The sequence below is a fragment of the Pseudomonas sp. DR208 genome, from assembly GCF_019823005.1.
Taxonomy (GTDB): domain Bacteria; phylum Pseudomonadota; class Gammaproteobacteria; order Pseudomonadales; family Pseudomonadaceae; genus Aquipseudomonas; species Aquipseudomonas extremorientalis.
Window position 1 is genome coordinate 392,386 of sequence record NZ_CP081944.1, and the last position, 18,205, is coordinate 410,590.

Genomic DNA, 18,205 nt, shown 5'->3' on the forward strand with positions numbered 1-18,205 from the left:
GAATGTGGGAGGGGGCTTGCCCCCGATGGCGGTGTATCAGCATCAAGTGTGCTACTGACCCACTGCTATCGGGGGCAAGCCCCCTCCCACAGTTAGACCAGCTTCGGCTGATAAAAAGGAGTTCGCCCCTACATGGCTGTTCCAGATGATCTACCCAGCGACGAATCGCTGCTGGCCCGCTACCGCACCGGTGACAGCGCCGCGTTCGAAGCCTTGTACGCGCGGCACCGCCAGGGCCTGTACCGGTTCCTTGTGTCCTTGAGCAACAAGACCGAACTGGCCGAGGAAATCTACCAGGAGACCTGGCTCAGCCTGATCCGCAGCGCCACCCAGCCACAAGGCCGGGCGAGTTTTCGCACCTGGCTGTTCCAGATCGCCCGCAACCGCCTGATCGACCACTGGCGCAAGCACGGCGTCCACAACCCCTTGCACGACAGCTACGACGAACAACTGCATGCCCAGGCCGACGACAGCGCCGGCCCCGAGCAGCAACTGAGCCTGAGCCGCGACCAGGCGCGCCTCGATGCCGCGCTGCAAGACCTGCCCGAAGACCAGCGCGAAGTCTTCCTGCTGCGCCTGCACGGCGACCTTGAAGTGCCGCAAATCGCCGCCCTCACCAACGCCCCGCTGGAAACCGTGAAAAGCCGCCTGCGTTACGCCCAGCAGAAACTGCGCCGCCTGCTGGCCGAGGAGATACCCGCATGATCGACTCCCGAAACACTCCCGATTCCGACGACGAATTGCTCCAGCACTATCGTCAACACAGCCCCGTCGAGCCGCCGGCGTCCCTCGACGCCTTCATCCTCAACGCCGCCCGCCGTGAAGCCCCGGCGCGGCAGCCGAACCTGTGGCAACGCTGGCTGCAAGCCTGCCAACGGCCGCGCTGGCAGATGGCATTCGCCACCGTTGCAGGGTTGGCCCTGATGATCGGCGTGGTGATGCGCTCGCCCGTGCCGCAACCCGACGTTTCCACCGCGACCTTCTCCGCGCTTCGCGACGAAGCACCGCGTCCCGCTGCACCCGCGATGTCCGCGCCTGCCCCCGTCGCCCGAATGGCCGCCGCGCCCCAGACAGAGAGTGCGCAGGTCATGGGCTCGATGGCGGAGGAGTCCGGCGCCAAACTCAGCAAGCGTGCGCCGGTGGTGTTGCCTTCGTTAGAGGAGGGGTTGCAGAAGATTGTGCGCTTGCGTGAAGCCGGTGAAAGCAAAGCCGCGGATGAAGAACTGCTGGCATTGCATGCGCGTTTCCCTGACGAAGACCTGCCGGCGCGTTTGGAGGCGTTGCAAAAGCGTTGATCCACAAAGGCCGTGAGACGCGATGTCTCACGGTCTCATGGCCGCCGCCTGCGATCTGGCATCACGGATCTCATTTGAGCTCAATGCCGGCTACCCTCGGGTTTTCTTCGGCCGCTCTATGAAAGGCGTGTCCAGGCGTTTTCGCGCAGCTGGCACTGGCCTTGCTCTGGCACTGGTAAACCGCCCGGCACGCCAGTGCCATCCGCTTCAAGGAGAAAAACGCCATGAGCCTCTCGAGCAATTCGCAACGCAGCATGCGTGCCGCTGTATGGCACGGCCGTAACGATATCCGCGTCGAAGATGTGCCGCTGCCCGTTTCGCCCCCTGCGGGTTGGGTGCAGATCCGAGTGCAATGGTGCGGCATTTGCGGGTCCGATCTGCACGAGTACGTGGCCGGTCCGGTGTTCATACCGGTTGATGCGCCGCACCCGCTGACCGGGATTAAGGGCCAGTGCATTCTGGGTCATGAGTTTTGTGGCGAAATCGTCGAGCTCGGTGACGGGGTGCAGGGCTTCAGCGTGGGCGAGTCGGTGGCAGCCGATGCCTGCCAGCATTGCGGCACGTGCTACTACTGCACCCACGGGCTGTACAACATTTGCGAAAACCTGGCCTTCACCGGGCTGATGAACAACGGTGCCTTTGCCGAATGGGTCAACGTGCCCGCCAACCTGTTGTACAAGTTGCCGGCGAACTTTCCGGCAGAAGCCGGGGCACTGATCGAACCTCTGGCAGTAGGCATGCACGCGGTGAAAAAAGCCGGAAGCCTGCTGGGGCAAAACGTGGTGGTGGTCGGCGCGGGCACCATTGGCCTGTGCACCATCATGTGCGCCAAGGCCGCCGGTGCTGCTCAGGTGATCGCGCTGGAGATGTCCGGAGCACGCAAGGCCAAGGCGCTGGAAGTTGGAGCGACCCACGTGCTCGATCCCAGTCAATGCGATGCCCTGGCCGAAGTACGCCGCCTGACCGGCGGGCTCGGGGCGGATGTCAGTTTCGAATGCATCGGTAACAAACACACCGCCAAACTGGCCATCGACCTGATCCGCAAGGCCGGCAAGTGCGTACTGGTGGGCATCTTCGAGGAGCCCAGCGAATTCAACTTCTTCGAGTTGGTGGCCACGGAAAAACAGGTAATGGGCGCGCTGGCCTACAACGGAGAGTTCGCTGACGTGATCGCATTTATCGCGGACGGGCGGCTGGACATCACGCCACTGGTGACAGGGCGTATTCAGTTGGAGCAGATCGTGGGGCAGGGCTTCGAGGAACTGGTCAAAAACAAAGAACATAATGTGAAAATCATTGTGTCGCCTGCCCGGGTTTGAAGCGAAGGGCGGGCGATGCGGTCTTTGCCCCACGCCCACAAAAAAGCCCCAGGCCTTTCGACCTGGGGCTTTCTCATTGTATCTGGTGCACCCGGCGGGATTCGAACCCACGACCCCTGCCTTCGGAGGGCAGTACTCTATCCAGCTGAGCTACGGATGCTTGTGCGGGCGACATCATACCCATGTCGACCTTGGGCGTCCATGCTGGTCTTTGGGCGTTCAAGCGTAGGAATTCGCTGCATAAAGGCCCTAGGCCGGGCGCCACCCATCGGAAGGGCAGAATCCGGGCCAACGACGCTGATCAGAAAGATCGACTAAAAGCGCCGTTTTCGTTCTTTTTTTCGAACAGACTATTGCCCTGTACCCCCATTGATCCTAGGATTCGTTTGAGATTTCAAACGCTCTGTCTCCCGCGCGCTATTCACGCTATCCCGCGTGCTGGGGCTGATTTCCCTGACGGCAGCCCACAAGGCGCCTTTCAACAACTCTAATTCGCTCCGCGTGCGCGCGGTGCTGTTAAGGAAACCCGACATGCAGCTCAAAGATACCCAGTTGTTCCGCCAGCAAGCCTTTATCGATGGCGCTTGGGTCGATGCGGACAACGGTCAGACCATCAAGGTCAACAACCCGGCCACGGGCGAGATTCTTGGCACCGTGCCGAAGATGGGCGCCGCTGAAACCCGCCGCGCCATCGAAGCCGCCGACAAGGCGCTGCCGGCCTGGCGTGCACTGACCGCCAAGGAGCGCGCGAATAAGCTGCGCCGTTGGTTCGAACTGCTGATCGAAAACCAGGAAGACCTCGGTCGCCTGATGACCCTCGAGCAAGGCAAGCCACTGGCCGAAGCCAAGGGTGAAATCGTCTACGCCGCCTCCTTTATCGAGTGGTTCGCCGAAGAAGCCAAGCGCATCTACGGCGATGTGATCCCGGGCCACCAGCCGGACAAGCGCCTGATCGTGATCAAGCAGCCGATCGGCGTGACCGCCGCGATCACCCCGTGGAACTTCCCGGCCGCGATGATCACCCGTAAAGCCGGCCCGGCCCTGGCCGCCGGTTGCACCATGGTGATCAAGCCTGCTTCGCAAACCCCGTTCTCGGCCCTGGCCCTGGTTGAACTGGCGCACCGTGCCGGTATCCCGAAAGGCGTGTTGAGCGTGGTCACCGGCAGTGCCGGCGACATCGGCGGTGAGCTGACCAGCAACCCGATCGTGCGTAAATTGTCCTTCACCGGCTCGACCGAAATCGGTCGCCAGTTGATGGCCGAATGCGCCAAGGACATCAAGAAAGTCTCCCTGGAATTGGGCGGTAACGCCCCGTTCATCGTGTTCGACGACGCCGATCTGGATAAGGCCGTCGAAGGCGCGATCATCTCCAAGTACCGCAACAACGGCCAGACCTGCGTCTGCGCCAACCGCCTGTACATCCAGGACTCGGTGTACGACGCGTTCGCCGAGAAGCTGAAAGTGGCGGTGGCCAAATTGAAGATCGGCAACGGTCTGGAAGAAGGCACCACCACTGGCCCGCTGATCGACGAGAAAGCCGTGGCCAAGGTGCAGGAACACATCGCTGACGCCCTGAGCAAAGGCGCCAAGCTGCTGGCCGGTGGCAAAGTGATGGAAGGTAACTTCTTCGAGCCGACCATCCTGGTCGACGTGCCGAAAGACGCTGCCGTGGCGAAGGAAGAAACCTTCGGCCCACTGGCGCCGTTGTTCCGCTTCAAAGACGAAGCCGAAGTGATCGCGATGTCCAACGACACCGAGTTCGGCCTGGCGTCCTACTTCTATGCCCGCGACCTGGGCCGTGTGTTCCGTGTGGCTGAAGCCCTGGAATACGGCATGGTTGGCGTCAACACCGGGTTGATCTCCAACGAAGTGGCGCCGTTCGGCGGCATCAAGGCCTCGGGCCTGGGCCGTGAAGGCTCCAAGTACGGGATCGAGGATTACCTGGAAATCAAATACCTCTGCCTGGGCATCTGACCCGGCAAGAGATTGCAGCAAACGCAAAGGGCACGAGAGCGCTGACCCTTTGCGTGTTCCATCGCGTAATTCGTAGTGGCCGGGAAAGCTGTGGCAGTCGATCATCGCATGCTGCCGTAGTTGCCTCCCCGCCACGTATTCCTTGGACCACGCCACCCGATGAGTGGCGAATGAGGACTTTATGAGCAAGACCAACGCATCCCTGATGAAACGCCGCGAAGCCGCTGTACCGCGCGGTGTTGGCCAGATTCACCCGATCTTCGCCGAATCCGCGAAGAACGCCACCGTGACCGACGTTGAAGGTCGCGAGTTCATCGATTTCGCCGGCGGTATCGCCGTGCTGAACACCGGCCACGTGCACCCGAAGATCATCGCCGCTGTGACCGAGCAACTGAACAAGCTGACTCACACCTGCTTCCAGGTATTGGCCTATGAGCCTTACGTGGAACTGTGCGAGAAAGTGAACGCCAGGGTCCCAGGCGATTTCGCCAAGAAAACCCTGCTGGTCACCACCGGTTCCGAAGCTGTGGAAAACGCCGTGAAAATCGCCCGCGCCGCCACGGGCCGTGCCGGCGTGATCGCCTTCACCGGCGCCTACCACGGCCGCACCATGATGACCCTGGGGCTCACCGGTAAAGTCGTGCCTTACTCGGCCGGCATGGGCCTGATGCCAGGCGGCGTGTTCCGCGCTCTGTTCCCGAACGAATTGCATGGTGTGAGCGACGACGACGCCATCGCCAGCATCGAACGCATCTTCAAGAACGATGCCGAGCCGCGTGATATCGCTGCCATCATCATCGAGCCGGTGCAGGGCGAAGGCGGTTTCTACGTCGCGCCGAAATCCTTCATGAAGCGCCTGCGCGAACTGTGCGACAAGCACGGCATCCTGCTGATCGCCGACGAAGTGCAAACCGGCGCCGGCCGTACCGGTACTTTCTTCGCCATGGAACAGATGGGCGTTGCCGCCGACCTGACCACCTTTGCCAAATCCATCGCCGGCGGCTTCCCGCTGGCCGGTGTGTGCGGCAAGGCCGAATACATGGACGCCATCGCGCCAGGCGGCCTGGGCGGCACCTACGCCGGTAGCCCGATCGCTTGCGCAGCTGCGCTGGCGGTGATGGAAGTGTTCGAAGAAGAGCACCTGCTGGACCGCTGCAAGGCAGTTGGCGAGCGTCTGGTGACCGGTCTCAAAGCCATCCAGGCCAAGTACCCGGTGATCGGCGAAGTACGTGCCCTGGGCGCGATGATCGCGGTCGAGCTGTTCGATGACGGCGACACCCACAAGCCAAATGCGGCGGCTGTTGCTTCCGTGGTGGCCAAGGCGCGTGACAAGGGTCTGATCCTGCTGAGCTGCGGCACCTACGGCAACGTGTTGCGCGTACTGGTCCCGCTGACTTCGCCGGACGAACAGTTGGACAAAGGCCTGGCGATCATCGAAGAGTGCTTCTCCGAGCTGTAAGAGAAAGTTGACCTGTTCGACAGAAAAAACCCGCTTCGGCGGGTTTTTTTACGCCCATTGCCGCACATTCAGGTCGTGTTCATTGTACGTAGGCGGCTCCATTGACTAAGGTTGCAAGCATTGCCGATGGAGCGTGCTGGATGACTGCTGTTGATTTACCCGCTGTACCCCGCGTGTTGATTGCCGAGGCGGACCCTTGGTCGCGGGACCTGCTCAAGCAAGTGCTGTTGAATGTGCGCTGCGATGCGCGGCTGGATGTGTGTGCGGACGGGCAGCAAGCGGCGACCCTGCTGCGAGATAAGGCCTATGACCTGATCCTGGCCGATTGGGAGTTGCCCGGTATCGATGGCCTGAGCCTGCTGCGCAGTGTGCGCCATAAGCGCCGCTCGCCGCTTCTGCCGTTCATTCTGCTGAGCAGTCGCAATGACAGCGCCAGCGTGCGCGAAGCCTTGCCCCTGGCGCCCACGGCGTACCTGACCAAACCCTTGAACATGGAAGGCCTGACCCAGCGCCTGCAGGACCTGCTGCTCAACGAAGGCGAAACGGTGTACTGCGAGATCCCACCGCTGGCGCCCGGCATGACCTTGCCAGTGTTCCTCGAGCGGCGCCGCGAAGTGTGCGATGGCGCGCCCTTGCGGGTCGATGTGAAAGCCGCCGTGCAACACAGCCTCGGGCCGGAAAGCCTTGACCTCAAGCATCTGGAAGACCAGGTGCGCATGGACCCGCAAATCACCGCCGTGCTCATCGCCGCTGCCAACAGTGCAGGCCATCACGGCGCACCGGTGCAGACCCTGCCCGGCGCCCTGCACAAGCTGGTGCCGGGGCAAAGCATGAACCTGATCCTCGGGCTGGCGCTCAAGCACAACGTGGTACTGAGCGACCCGGCGCTGGTCGCCTACGCCGAGCGGCACTGGCAATTATCCCAGGACACCGCTGACTACGCCCTGCGCCTGGCCCGCATGCTGGAGCTGGATCACGAGCGCTGCTACAGCGCGGGTATCCTCCATCGGCTGGGCGACCTGGCGCTGTTACGCTGCCTGGAGGACTGGCGCCAGGGTGGCGGCGAGCTGGATGACGAAGCGATTGGCGAATCCCTCTACACCTTTGGCGCCGCCTACGGCTCGGCACTGCGCGCGCGTTGGCGTTTGCCGCTGGAGCTGCGCCAGTTGATTGCGGCGATCTACTCGCTGGAGGGCGGTGTGTATGCGCGGGATGCGCTGGTGGTGAACCTGGCGGCGCAGATGGCGCGTTTGACTGAACATGAAGGTTTGGAAGAGCTGGCGGCGGGCAAGACGGCGCGATTGCTCAAGCTGGGCTTTTCGGAGCTGACTCGAGTACGCAAATCCTAATGTGGGAGGAGGCTCGCCTCCGATGGCAGTGTATCAGTCACCCATGTGCTGGCTGACCCCCTGCTATCGGGGGCAAGCCCCCTCCCACATTTGAGCAGTGTCGACTCCTAGCCCGCGATCACACGGTTCTTGCCCAGGCGCTTGGCCTCGTACATGGCCGCATCGGCACGGGCGAACAGACTGTCCAGGGTCGAGTCGCGCTCGGTGAGGCTGGCAAGGCCCTGGCTGATGGTCACGCTGAAAGCCTGGCCTTCGTAGCTGAAGCTCAGCTCCTGGATCTCCCGGCCCAGGCGCTCGGCCACCTGCAACGCCATCTCCGGCGCACAGCCAGGCAGTACGGCGGCGAACTCTTCGCCACCGATGCGTCCGAACAGGTCGCCACGGCGCAGCACCCCTCGACCGCTCTCGGCGATACGCCGCAGTACCTGGTCGCCCTCCAGGTGGCCGTAGCTGTCGTTGATGTCCTTGAAGTCATCGATATCCAGCAGCAAAAAGGCCAGCGGGGCACCTTGTGCGCAGGCACTGTCGAAGGCCTGGTTGGCGCATTCGAAGAAGTGCCGGCGGTTGCTGCTTTGGGTCAGCACGTCGGTGGTGGCGAGGCGGTGCAGCTCCAGCTCCATCTGTTTCTTTTCGGTGATGTCTTCGGCCATGCCCACCACGATCAGTGGCTCGCCGGGCTCGACCTGCTGGTTGATGTAGCACTTGTCGCTCAACCAGCGAATCTGCCCGTCGGCGGTGATGATGCGGTACTCGCGGTCTTCCACGGCGCCCTGTTCCAGCACGCGGGCCAGGCTGTGTTCGGCGTAGTCGAGGTCTTCGGGGTGGATACTGTTGCGCCACTCCCGGTGGTCGGCCAGCAGCAGGCCGGCAGAGCGCCCGAAGACGCGTTCGTAGGCGGGGCTCACATACAGCACGCGGCGGGTTTCCCAATCGATGGCCCACAGCACAGCATTCACGCTGACCAGCATTGAGCTCAGCAATTGCTCACGTTCGCTCAGTCGCTCGACTTCGCCCTGGGCATGCATCAGCGCCAGCAGGGTCGCCGCCGCCGCTGGGCGGGGATGCTCAGCTGCAGGCGCGTCGATTAAGGAGGACTTTTCGTGAACCATCGGCACAACTCTCTCTGGGCGCGCCGCAAACAGGAGCAGCGGTCACTACAAGGGGCCACCATGATGGCGAAGTGTTCATTGAGAGAGGCGAATTGCAGTGAAGTTCCGTCAACAGGACCGATTGCCGGTGCCCGGTAAATGACGCCAAAAAGCCGATAGGTGGGAGGGCAAGCCCTCCCACCGCAGCATCAGACTGCCGCAGGACGCAGCGAATAAGTCTTCAATTGGTGCGCAAAATCCCGCAGGGACTGGATGCCGCTGGCCTCGGCTTCATGCACCCATTCCTTGATGGCCGCCAGCATATCGTGGCCATTGGAGCTGGTCTTGAGCCAGATCTGCTGCAGCGCCAGGCGCTTTTCGTAGATCACTTTCAGTGCATGGCTGTGTTCAAGCATGCTCTGGATGCGCACGTGATGGCGGTCATCCAGCAAGCTGGTTTCCCGCGACAGCAGGCGCTTGGCGCGGTGGAATTGATGGCGCACCGAGTGATCGACCTTTTCCAGCTCCTGCTTGACCAGCGGGCCGATCACCAACTTGCGGTACTGGGCCATGATCTGGAAACGATTGTTGAGGATCGCCATGGCGGTATCCATGTCCAGGTGGCCCTTGCCTTCCACGCGGTGGGCGATGGGGGCGACACGCTGCACCTTGGCCAGGCGCAGGAAGCTGAACACCTTGATCCATGCCCAGCCCAGGTCGAACTCCCACTTCTTCACCGACAGTTTGGCGGAGTTGGGGTAGGTATGGTGATTGTTATGCAGCTCCTCGCCGCCGACGATGATGCCCCACGGCACCAGGTTGGTGGCCGCGTCACGGCATTCGAAGTTGCGATAGCCCACGGCATGCCCCAGGCCGTTGATCACGCCGGCGGCCCAGAAGGGAATCCACATCATCTGGATCGCCCAGATGGTGATGCCGATGGTGCCGAACAGCAGCAGGTCGATCACCCCCATGATCGCCACGCCCAGCAGCGGGTAGGGGGTGTAGAGCTTGCGTTCGATCCAGTCGTCCGGGCAGTTCTTGCCGTAGATACGCAGGGTCTCTGGGTTTTCGGCCTCGGCGCGGTACAGCTCGGCGCCTTTGCGCAACACGGTGGACAGGCCCTTGATGACCGGGCTGTGCGGGTCGTCGACGGTTTCGCATTTGGCGTGGTGCTTGCGGTGGATGGCAGTCCACTCGCGGGTGTTCTGCGCCGTGGTCAGCCACAGCCAGAAGCGGAAGAAATGTTTCAGGCCGGCATTGAGCTCCAGGGAGCGATGGGCTGAATAACGGTGCAGATAGACCGTGACCCCAACAATGGTCACGTGGGTCATCAACAGCGTGACTGCCACCAGTTGCCAGGCTGACAGGTCAAGAAAACCGTTGTACCACATAGGCTGTATGGCCCTCAGATAAAGAAAAGAACAGCTCACGCATTATCACTAAGCCTACAGAGAAAACCAGCCGCCCTTTCAGATAGGAGTGACTGGATGTTTCTTATTCTATAATCCGCAGCCTTTGTAGGGCGATTCTGTTTTTTGGTAAGGATTACTGAACATATGCCGTTTTCATACCGAGGTGCCCTGCGTGTGGGGCTGGTATACCTGCTGGTTTCCATTGCGTGGCTCCAGCTCAGCAACCACTTATTGATCAGCTTTCTCGATGAACCGTGGGAGTTGGGACGCTGGCTGCAAGTGCGTGACTATGTGTGGGTGGCCTTCAGCGCCTTGGCGATTTACCTGATGTGCGCCCGATTTGCGCGTGCCAGCCAGCTTCAGCAACCGTTGAAGGAAAACCGCGAACGCCTGCGCCAGGCCGCCGCCGTGTTCGACTGCACCCGCGAAGGCGTGCTGGTCACCGACGCGCAGGGGCTGATCGTGCATGTGAACCGGGCCTTCATGGCGATCACCGGCTACAGCCGCGAAGACGTCATGGGCCAGCAGCCCAGTCTGTTCAAGTCCGGGCGCCATTCGTCGCATTTCTACCAGCAGATGTTCCAGAGCCTGGAGCGCACCGGCGAATGGAGCGGTGAAATCTGGAACCGGCGCAAAAGCGGCGAAATTTACCCCCAGTGGCAAACCATTCGTGTGATCCACGATGACCAGGGCCACGTCAGCCATTACGTCGCGGTATTTTCCGATATCAGCGCCATCAAGGACTCCGAGCACGAGTTGGCTCACCTCGCCCATCACGACCCGCTGACCGACCTGCCCAACCGCCTGCTGTTCACCGACCGTGCCGAACAGGCGCTGGCTTCGGCACAAATCCACAAGCGTGGTTGCGCCTTGCTGTTGCTGGACCTGGACCACTTCAAGATCATCAATGACAGCCTGGGCCATAACATTGGCGACCAGTTGCTCAAGCTGGTCGGCGAACGGCTCAAGGCGCTGTTCGGCCCAGGCGTGACCCTGGCGCGGCTGGGTGGGGATGAGTTCGCCGTGCTGGTGGAAAGTTGTCCACAGGTGGCGCAAGCGGCCAGTTTGGCGCAACGCATGCTGGATGCGATGAAGCAACCGTTCATCTTCGACGGCCATCAGCTGTTTATCAGCGCCAGCATTGGCATCAGCCTGTTCCCCAACGACGCCCTGAGCGCCGAACAGCTGTTGCGCAACGCCGATTCCGCGCTGTTCAAGGCCAAGAGTGCCGGCCGCGAAAGCTATGCCTTGTACACCGAAGAACTGACCGCCCATGCGCAGAACCGGGTGGAGATCGCCAGTGAGCTGCGCCGTGCCCTTGAACAGCAGGAGCTGTGCGTCTACTACCAGCCGGTGCACGACCTGCAGGGCAGCCGCCTGATCGGCGTCGAAGCGCTGGTGCGCTGGCAGCACCCGGAGCGCGGTCTGGTGCCGCCGGGCGAGTTCATCCCGATTGCCGAGCGCACCGGGTTGATTGCCGATATCGACGCCTGGGTGATGGACAAGGCCTGTCGGCAGATGTGCCAATGGCTGGCCGATGAGGTGCCGCTGAGTTTTATCGCCATCAACGTCTCCAGCCGCCTGTTTGCCCGGCGCGAGTTGTACGAGCAGGTCGCACAGGTGCTGCACGACACGGGTCTGGATCCTGCCTGCCTGGAACTGGAAGTCACCGAAAGCGCGGTGATGGATGACCCTGAAATGGCCCTGGAACAACTGCATCGCCTGCGCGAGCTGGGTTTGCGCCTGGCAATCGACGATTTTGGGACCGGTTATTCCTCGCTGTTGCGCCTCAAGCGCCTGCCGGTGCAGAAGCTCAAGATCGATCAGGGCTTCGTTGCCGGTTTGCCATGGGACGAGGACGATGCAGCGATCGTTCGCGTGGTAATCGCCCTGGCGAAAAGCATGGGCATGCAGGTGCATGCAGAGGGAATCGAGCAGGTTGAACAGGCGCGGTTTCTGCTGGATCAGCAGTGCGATATGGGGCAGGGGTATTGGTTTGGCCGACCGGTGCCGGCCCACGAAATTGATTGGCACCGAGCCCCCCCAATCCAGACCTGAAATGCAGTCAAAAGGTGGGAGCGGGCTTGCCCGCGAATGCGGTGCATCAGTTAACACATTTTTAGCTGACACACCGCTTTCGCGGGCAAGCCCGCTCCCACATTTGGATCTTCTCTAGGCTTTATTTACGTACTTGGGCACCAAACCCGCACGCAACCCCACGTCCCACCAGAAAATTCTTTCTGGTTATATAAACATTCTTAAATAGTATTTTTAAGAATATCCGCGCTTATCTACTATCGCCCTCACGCCGCAAGCAGTGCCGCCACTGCCAGGCACTATTCATTTCAGGAGCGAGACCATGAGCGCATCTCTACGTAGCGTCGACGGCCAGGACGAAGCAGCCATTTTGCGTGAGATCCAGAGCGCCTTGCGCGATCTGCGGTTTGGCGCGGTGGAAATCACCGTGCACAACGCCCAAGTGGTACAGATTGAACGCAAGGAAAAATTCCGCCTGCAGAACCCGGGTAACAAACCGAGCTGAGCAAGAACGGCGATAGACCCGCAACTATAAAAAAAGCCAACACCCAAAGAATTTCAGGAGCTTCTATGTCGTCGATTCGCCGTTACGCCCTGGCCGCCCTGGCCAGCGCCGTGTTTGCAGGTTCCGCGGTTGCCAAGGACTACGAGTTGCTCAACGTCTCGTACGACCCTACCCGTGAGCTGTACCAGGACTACAACGCTGAGTTCACCAACCACTGGAAACAGGCCCACCCGGGTGACAACGTCAAGATCCAGCAATCCCACGGTGGTTCGGGCAAGCAGGGCCGTGCCGTGATCGATGGCTTGCGCGCCGACGTGGTCACCCTGGCCCTGGCCGGTGATATCGACGAAATCGCCAAGCTGGGCAAGACCCTCCCGGAAAACTGGCAGACCCGCCTGCCGGACGCCAGCACCCCGTACACCTCGACCATCGTGTTCCTGGTGCGCAAGGGCAACCCAAAAGGCATCAAGGATTGGGGCGACCTGATCAAGAAAGACGTGTCCGTGATCACCCCGAACCCGAAAACCTCCGGCGGCGCCCGCTGGAACTTCCTCGCCGCCTGGGCCTATGGCCTCAAGGCCGGCGGCAGCGAAGCCAAGGCCCAGGAATACGTGAAGGAGCTGTTCAAGCACGTGCCGGTGCTGGACACCGGTGCTCGCGGCTCAACCATCACCTTCGTCAACAACGGTCAGGGTGACGTGTTGCTGGCCTGGGAAAACGAGGCGTTCCTGGCACTGAAGGAAGACGGTGGCGCCGACAAGTTCGACATCGTCGTGCCGTCCCTGTCCATCCTCGCCGAACCACCGGTTGCCGTGGTCGACAAGAACGCCGAGAAAAAGGGCAACACCGAAATCGCCACTGAATACCTGAAACACCTGTACAGCCCGGCCGGCCAGGAGATTGCGGCGAAGAACTTTTACCGCCCACGCGATGCAAAAGTGGCCGCCAAATACGCCCAGCAGTTCCCGAAACTGGACCTGGTGACTATCGACAAAGACTTCGGCGGCTGGAAAACTGCCCAGCCGAAATTCTTCAACGACGGTGGCGTGTTCGACCAGATCTACACGGCGCAGTAAGCCAAAATACCTGTAGGGGCTCGCTTTTCTGTGGGAGCTGGCTTGCCTGCGATAGCATCACTGCGGTGTGACTGATACACCGTGGTGCCTGCATCGCGGGCAAGCCCGGCTCCCACAGAAAAGCGCGCTCCTACAGTGGTTTCTACCCTTTGACCAAGGACTCTTATGTCGCGTCGTATCTCCCCCGTCATACCCGGCTTCGGGCTGACGCTGGGCTACACCGTGGTGTACCTCAGCCTGATCGTACTCATCCCCCTGGCGGCGATGTTTGTACACGCCGCTCAACTCACCTGGGATCAGTTCTGGAACATCATCTCCGCACCGCGTGTGCTGGCGGCGTTGCAACTGAGCTTCAGCACCGCGCTGTACGCAGCGTTGATCAATGGCGTGATCGGCACGCTGCTGGCCTGGGTGCTGGTGCGCTACACCTTCCCCGGCCGCAAGGTCATCGATGCGATGATCGACTTGCCGTTCGCCTTGCCCACCGCTGTTGCCGGCATCGCACTGACCGCGCTGTACACGCCTAACGGCCTGGTCGGCCAGTTCGCCGCCGACCTGGGCTTCAAGATCGCCTACACCCCGCTGGGTATCACCCTGGCGCTGACCTTCGTCACCCTGCCGTTCGTGGTGCGCACGGTGCAGCCGGTGTTGGCCGATATCCCCCGGGAAGTCGAAGAAGCCGCCGCCTGCCTGGGCGCCAAGCCGTTGCAGGTGTTCCGTCACATCCTGGTGCCGGCGCTCCTGCCCGCCTGGTTGACCGGTTTCGCGTTGGCGTTTGCCCGTGGTGTCGGTGAGTACGGTTCGGTGATTTTCATTGCCGGCAACATGCCGATGAAAACCGAGATCCTGCCGTTGCTGATCATGGTCAAGCTCGACCAGTACGACTACCGCGGCGCCACATCCATTGGCGTATTGATGCTGGTGGTTTCCTTTGTCCTGCTGCTGCTGATCAACCTGTTGCAGCGGCGCATCGAACGTCCATAAGGAGGCGCGGAACATGTCCCAATCGTCTATTTCCGCCGCGTCCTCGGCCAACGCTGCCCGCCGTGGCAGCGCCGCGTCGCGACGCATCCTGATCGGCCTTGGCTGGCTGGTGTTCGCCCTGTTCCTGTTGTTGCCGCTGTTTATCGTGGTGACCCAGGGCCTGAAGAACGGCCTCGGCGCATTCTTCACCGCGATCCTCGAACCGGACGCGCTGTCGGCGTTGAAACTCACGGTGATCGCCGTGGTGATCTCGGTGCCGCTCAACCTGGTGTTCGGCGTCAGCGCCGCGTGGTGCGTGAGCAAGTACTCGTTCCGTGGCAAGAGCATCCTGGTGACGCTGATCGACCTGCCGTTCTCGGTATCGCCGGTGATCGCCGGCCTGGTCTATGTGTTGATGTTCGGCGCCCAGGGCTTCTTTGGCCCGTGGTTGCAGGACCACGACATCCAGATCGTGTTCGCCTTGCCCGGCATCGTGCTGGCGACCATCTTCGTCACCGTGCCTTTCGTGGCCCGTGAACTGATCCCGCTGATGCAGGAGCAGGGCACCCAGGAAGAAGAGGCCGCGCGCCTGCTCGGTGCCAATGGCTGGCAGATGTTCTGGCATGTGACCGTGCCGAATATCAAATGGGGCCTGATCTACGGCGTGGTGTTGTGTACCGCACGGGCCATGGGGGAGTTCGGCGCGGTGTCGGTGGTGTCCGGCCACATTCGCGGCGTGACCAACACCCTGCCGCTGCACGTCGAGATTCTCTACAACGAATACAACCACGTTGCCGCGTTTGCGGTGGCGAGTCTGTTGCTGATCCTGGCGCTCTTCATCCTGCTGCTCAAGCAGTGGAGCGAGAACCGTATTAACCGCCTGCGCGCCGGTGCGGCTGAGGAATAAGTCATGTCGATCGAAGTCCGTAATGTCAGCAAGAACTTCAATGCCTTCAAGGCCCTGAACAGCATCAACCTGGACATCCAGAGTGGCGAGCTGGTGGCCTTGCTCGGCCCGTCCGGCTGCGGCAAGACCACCTTGCTGCGCATCATTGCAGGCCTGGAAACCCCGGATGACGGCAGCATCGTGTTCCACGGTGAGGACGTGTCCGGCCACGACGTGCGCGATCGCAACGTCGGCTTCGTGTTCCAGCACTATGCGTTGTTCCGTCACATGACCGTGTTCGACAACGTGGCGTTCGGCCTGCGCATGAAGCCGAAGAACCAGCGCCCGAGCGAAAGCCAGATCGCGGTCAAGGTCCACGAATTGCTGAACATGGTGCAACTGGATTGGTTGTCGGATCGCTACCCGGAGCAGCTCTCCGGTGGCCAGCGCCAACGTATCGCCCTGGCCCGCGCCCTGGCGGTGGAGCCGAAAGTGTTGCTGCTGGATGAACCCTTCGGCGCCCTCGACGCCAAGGTGCGTAAAGAGTTGCGTCGCTGGCTGGCGCGTCTGCACGAAGACATCAACCTGACGTCGGTGTTCGTGACCCACGACCAGGAAGAGGCCATGGAAGTCGCCGACCGCATCGTGGTGATGAACAAGGGTGTGATCGAGCAGATCGGCTCACCGGGTGACGTCTACGAAAACCCGGCGAGCGATTTCGTTTATCACTTCCTGGGTGATTCGAACCGCCTGCACCTGGGTGAAGACAAACACGTGCTGTTCCGTCCCCACGAAGTGTCGCTGTCGCGGCATGAGCTGGAAGACCATCACGCGGCGGAAGTGCGTGATATTCGCCCACTCGGCGCGACTACCCGTGTGACGTTGAAAGTGGAAGGCCAGAGCGAGCTGATCGAAGCTGAAGTGGTGAAAGACCACGACAGCCTGACCGGCCTGGCGCGCGGCGAGACGCTGTTCTTCAAACCCAAGGTCTGGCAGAAAGCCTGATAATCCCGCACTGTGAAAACGGTGCCAATGTGGGAGGGGGCTTGCCCCCGATAGCAGTGGGTCAGTTGATAAACATGTCACTGAAACACCGCCATCGGGGGCAAGCCCCCTCCCACATTTAGGCCTCTCTCGGCTTCAGATCGCGTCGAACCACCGGCCCCGAACGCTCCTCGATCTGCTGCTTGAGGTCATGCCGCAACCCCAACAGGAATGCCAGTTCGGCCACCACGAACAATGGCCCCACGATCAATCCCGACACGTCATCCACAAACGCCGGCTTCTTGCCTTCGTAGTAATGCCCGACAAACTGAATCACCCAACCCACCACGAACAGGCCGATGCCGCTGCTGAGCCACACCAGCGTGCTCTGCGCCGCCAGTACGTGGCCGGCCCACACCGACAGGCCCATCAGCACTGTCATCAGCAGACCCAGGGCCAATTCCAGGCGCAGGTAAAACCACGCCGCCAACAGCGCGACAATCACGGCGGGTGAGATCCATAGGCCAGCGACGGCCCATTCCGGGCGTGACAACAACACCGCAACCGCCACCACGATCAGCGGGATGCCGACAAAGTGGCTGGCGATATTGCGCGGATCGCGGTGGTAGGCAGCGTATTGACTCAGGTGATCGATGAGGCTTTTCATTGTTATTCCTCCTGTAGGATGTTTGATCATCTCCCGTCAGCCAGCGACTGACTGTCAACTGGGCGACAATCTCTGGAGTTCTCATGATTGCGGCAACCTGGCATGCCCGATTGGCGACCGGCCAGTGGTTCAGCCACCTGCCTGTACCGCTACAGGATAGTTTGCTGGCGGCGGCTCGGCTGCGTCAGCTGACGGCGGGGCAGTACCTGTTCCGGCGCGGTGATCCGCCCTGTGGGGTGTATGCGGTATTGGAGGGGGCGGTGCGGGTCAGTGCGGTCAATGCGCAGGGCAAGGAAGCTATTCTGAGCCTGGTTGAAACGCCTTACTGGTTCGGCGAGATCTGCCTGTTCGACGGTTTGCCGCGTACCCACGACGCCTTGTCGGTTGGGCCGTGCACGCTGTTGCAGGTACCGCAATCGGCGATGCTCGAGATTCTTGACCAAAGCCCAGCGTATTGGCGCGACATGGCGTTGTTGATGAGCCAGAAGTTGCGCCTGTCGCTGATCAATATCGAACAGATGAGCCTGATGCCGGCGTCGACACGTATCGCTCACCGGCTGCTGATGATTGCCGGCGGGTACGGCGAGATAGAGCATTCCCGTCGCGTCCTGCAACTGCCCCAGGAAGATCTGGCCGCGATGCTGAGCCTGTCGCGCCAGACCACCAACAGTTTGCTCAAGGCGTTAGAGCAGCAGGAGATCATCAAGCTGAGTTACGGCGCGATTGAAGTGCTCGACCTGCCGCGCTTGCGGCAGGCCGCGGGGGCTGGCTAGGAACCGCGATACGTCGAAAAACCGTAAGGGCTCAGCAGCAGCGGGATGTGGTAGTGCTGGTCGGCCTGCTTGACCTCGAATATTACCGGGACTTCCGGGAAAAACGTCTCGCGATTGGCTTTCTTGTAGTAGTCACCGGTCTTGAACACCACGCGATACTCGCCCGGCTTCATGGCTTGGTTGGCCGGGAACAGTTCGGCGATGCGCCCCTGCTGGTTGGTGACACCTTCGGACAGCGACTGCCAGTGATCGCCTACGTGTTGCTCCAGGGTGACGTTGACACCGGCAGACGGCAGACCGTTTTCCAGGTTCAGCACATGCACGCTCAGCGGGTTGCCGGCCGCCAGGGCCAGGCTGCTCAGGCCGCTCAGGCTGAGGGCGGCGAGGGTCATAGTCAGGGTTTTCATTGAGGTTT

At 61.3% G+C, this 18,205-nt stretch carries 17 protein-coding genes and 1 tRNA gene; 13 read left to right on the forward strand and 5 right to left on the reverse strand.

Annotated elements, in window-relative coordinates; translation table 11 throughout:
• Positions 1-132: 132 nt before the first annotated feature.
• The 3 genes from K5K89_RS01750 (at position 133) to K5K89_RS01760 (ending at position 2,614) form a co-directional block, all read left to right on the forward strand.
• Positions 133-705 (forward strand): RNA polymerase sigma factor, encoded by a 573-nt coding sequence (locus K5K89_RS01750; protein WP_071489758.1) that lies wholly within the window; start codon positions 133-135, stop codon positions 703-705.
• Positions 702-1,295: a hypothetical protein gene (locus tag K5K89_RS01755; protein ID WP_222540747.1), complete on the forward strand. Its 594-nt coding sequence runs from the start codon at positions 702-704 to the stop codon at positions 1,293-1,295. Before K5K89_RS01750 ends, K5K89_RS01755 begins: the two co-directional genes overlap by 4 nt.
• A gap of 254 nt (positions 1,296-1,549) precedes the next feature.
• Positions 1,550-2,614 (forward strand): 2,3-butanediol dehydrogenase, encoded by a 1,065-nt coding sequence (locus tag K5K89_RS01760; protein ID WP_261401107.1) that lies wholly within the window; start codon positions 1,550-1,552, stop codon positions 2,612-2,614.
• 83 nt (positions 2,615-2,697) lie between these two features.
• Here K5K89_RS01760 and K5K89_RS01765 read toward each other — a convergent pair.
• Positions 2,698-2,774, reverse strand: a tRNA-Arg gene (locus K5K89_RS01765).
• A 371-nt stretch (positions 2,775-3,145) separates the two neighbouring features.
• Here K5K89_RS01765 and gabD point away from each other — a divergent pair.
• The 3 genes from gabD (at position 3,146) to K5K89_RS01780 (ending at position 7,396) form a co-directional block, all read left to right on the forward strand.
• A complete protein-coding gene (gene gabD, locus K5K89_RS01770; RefSeq protein ID WP_025855477.1) occupies positions 3,146-4,588 on the forward strand; it encodes an NADP-dependent succinate-semialdehyde dehydrogenase in 1,443 nt (480 codons plus the stop codon).
• A gap of 181 nt (positions 4,589-4,769) precedes the next feature.
• Positions 4,770-6,047 (forward strand): 4-aminobutyrate--2-oxoglutarate transaminase, encoded by a 1,278-nt coding sequence (gene gabT, locus K5K89_RS01775; protein WP_071489761.1) that lies wholly within the window; start codon positions 4,770-4,772, stop codon positions 6,045-6,047.
• Between the two features lie 140 nt (positions 6,048-6,187).
• Entirely contained in the window at positions 6,188-7,396 is a 1,209-nt protein-coding gene (locus tag K5K89_RS01780) for an HDOD domain-containing protein (protein ID WP_071489762.1), read from the forward strand.
• A 107-nt stretch (positions 7,397-7,503) separates the two neighbouring features.
• Here the strand turns inward: K5K89_RS01780 and K5K89_RS01785 are convergent, their stop codons facing one another.
• Positions 7,504-8,505, reverse strand: a complete 1,002-nt coding sequence (locus tag K5K89_RS01785; RefSeq protein ID WP_222540749.1) for a sensor domain-containing diguanylate cyclase — start codon at positions 8,503-8,505, stop codon at positions 7,504-7,506.
• 188 nt (positions 8,506-8,693) lie between these two features.
• The gene (gene desA / locus K5K89_RS01790) at positions 8,694-9,878 is read right to left on the reverse strand and encodes a delta-9 fatty acid desaturase DesA (RefSeq protein WP_092248684.1); all 1,185 of its coding nucleotides are present in this window, start codon (positions 9,876-9,878) and stop codon (positions 8,694-8,696) included.
• Between the two features lie 165 nt (positions 9,879-10,043).
• Between desA and dibA the strand changes: the two genes are divergently transcribed.
• From dibA to K5K89_RS01820, 6 genes are all read left to right on the forward strand, one after another.
• Entirely contained in the window at positions 10,044-11,957 is a 1,914-nt protein-coding gene (gene dibA, locus K5K89_RS01795; protein WP_222540750.1) for a phosphodiesterase DibA, read from the forward strand.
• A 301-nt stretch (positions 11,958-12,258) separates the two neighbouring features.
• A complete protein-coding gene (gene oscA / locus K5K89_RS01800) occupies positions 12,259-12,441 on the forward strand; it encodes a sulfur starvation response protein OscA (protein ID WP_003170956.1) in 183 nt (60 codons plus the stop codon).
• 65 nt (positions 12,442-12,506) lie between these two features.
• Positions 12,507-13,517 (forward strand): sulfate ABC transporter substrate-binding protein, encoded by a 1,011-nt coding sequence (locus K5K89_RS01805; protein ID WP_222540751.1) that lies wholly within the window; start codon positions 12,507-12,509, stop codon positions 13,515-13,517.
• A 165-nt stretch (positions 13,518-13,682) separates the two neighbouring features.
• Positions 13,683-14,501, forward strand: a complete 819-nt coding sequence (cysT, locus tag K5K89_RS01810) for a sulfate ABC transporter permease subunit CysT (RefSeq protein ID WP_016975029.1) — start codon at positions 13,683-13,685, stop codon at positions 14,499-14,501.
• Between the two features lie 13 nt (positions 14,502-14,514).
• Entirely contained in the window at positions 14,515-15,387 is an 873-nt protein-coding gene (cysW, locus tag K5K89_RS01815) for a sulfate ABC transporter permease subunit CysW (protein WP_010214166.1), read from the forward strand.
• 3 nt (positions 15,388-15,390) lie between these two features.
• Complete coding sequence (locus tag K5K89_RS01820; protein WP_034101869.1) at positions 15,391-16,371, forward strand: sulfate/molybdate ABC transporter ATP-binding protein; 981 nt, start codon at positions 15,391-15,393, stop codon at positions 16,369-16,371.
• Positions 16,372-16,489: 118 nt separating this feature from the next.
• Here the strand turns inward: K5K89_RS01820 and K5K89_RS01825 are convergent, their stop codons facing one another.
• Positions 16,490-17,017, reverse strand: a complete 528-nt coding sequence (locus K5K89_RS01825; protein WP_222540752.1) for a DUF962 domain-containing protein — start codon at positions 17,015-17,017, stop codon at positions 16,490-16,492.
• Between the two features lie 83 nt (positions 17,018-17,100).
• Here K5K89_RS01825 and K5K89_RS01830 point away from each other — a divergent pair, with 83 nt between their 5' ends.
• Positions 17,101-17,790 carry a Crp/Fnr family transcriptional regulator gene (locus K5K89_RS01830; protein WP_071489768.1) on the forward strand — a complete coding sequence of 230 codons (690 nt, stop codon included), beginning with the start codon at positions 17,101-17,103 and terminating at the stop codon, positions 17,788-17,790.
• Here K5K89_RS01830 and uraH read toward each other — a convergent pair.
• Positions 17,787-18,197 (reverse strand): hydroxyisourate hydrolase, encoded by a 411-nt coding sequence (gene uraH / locus K5K89_RS01835; protein WP_058424846.1) that lies wholly within the window; start codon positions 18,195-18,197, stop codon positions 17,787-17,789. The genes K5K89_RS01830 and uraH overlap by 4 nt on opposite strands.
• Positions 18,198-18,205: the final 8 nt, after the last annotated feature.

Coding starts and splice junctions, on each gene's coding strand:
- K5K89_RS01750 (WP_071489758.1), top strand. CDS start 133: ATGGCTGTTCCAGATGATCTACCCAGCGACGAATCGCTGCTGGCCCGC.
- K5K89_RS01755 (WP_222540747.1), top strand. CDS start 702: ATGATCGACTCCCGAAACACTCCCGATTCCGACGACGAATTGCTCCAG.
- K5K89_RS01760 (WP_261401107.1), top strand. CDS start 1,550: ATGCGTGCCGCTGTATGGCACGGCCGTAACGATATCCGCGTCGAAGAT.
- gabD (WP_025855477.1), top strand. CDS start 3,146: ATGCAGCTCAAAGATACCCAGTTGTTCCGCCAGCAAGCCTTTATCGAT.
- gabT (WP_071489761.1), top strand. CDS start 4,770: ATGAGCAAGACCAACGCATCCCTGATGAAACGCCGCGAAGCCGCTGTA.
- K5K89_RS01780 (WP_071489762.1), top strand. CDS start 6,188: ATGACTGCTGTTGATTTACCCGCTGTACCCCGCGTGTTGATTGCCGAG.
- K5K89_RS01785 (WP_222540749.1), bottom strand. CDS start 8,505: ATGGTTCACGAAAAGTCCTCCTTAATCGACGCGCCTGCAGCTGAGCAT.
- desA (WP_092248684.1), bottom strand. CDS start 9,878: ATGTGGTACAACGGTTTTCTTGACCTGTCAGCCTGGCAACTGGTGGCA.
- dibA (WP_222540750.1), top strand. CDS start 10,044: ATGCCGTTTTCATACCGAGGTGCCCTGCGTGTGGGGCTGGTATACCTG.
- oscA (WP_003170956.1), top strand. CDS start 12,259: ATGAGCGCATCTCTACGTAGCGTCGACGGCCAGGACGAAGCAGCCATT.
- K5K89_RS01805 (WP_222540751.1), top strand. CDS start 12,507: ATGTCGTCGATTCGCCGTTACGCCCTGGCCGCCCTGGCCAGCGCCGTG.
- cysT (WP_016975029.1), top strand. CDS start 13,683: ATGTCGCGTCGTATCTCCCCCGTCATACCCGGCTTCGGGCTGACGCTG.
- cysW (WP_010214166.1), top strand. CDS start 14,515: ATGTCCCAATCGTCTATTTCCGCCGCGTCCTCGGCCAACGCTGCCCGC.
- K5K89_RS01820 (WP_034101869.1), top strand. CDS start 15,391: ATGTCGATCGAAGTCCGTAATGTCAGCAAGAACTTCAATGCCTTCAAG.
- K5K89_RS01825 (WP_222540752.1), bottom strand. CDS start 17,017: ATGAAAAGCCTCATCGATCACCTGAGTCAATACGCTGCCTACCACCGC.
- K5K89_RS01830 (WP_071489768.1), top strand. CDS start 17,101: ATGATTGCGGCAACCTGGCATGCCCGATTGGCGACCGGCCAGTGGTTC.
- uraH (WP_058424846.1), bottom strand. CDS start 18,197: ATGAAAACCCTGACTATGACCCTCGCCGCCCTCAGCCTGAGCGGCCTG.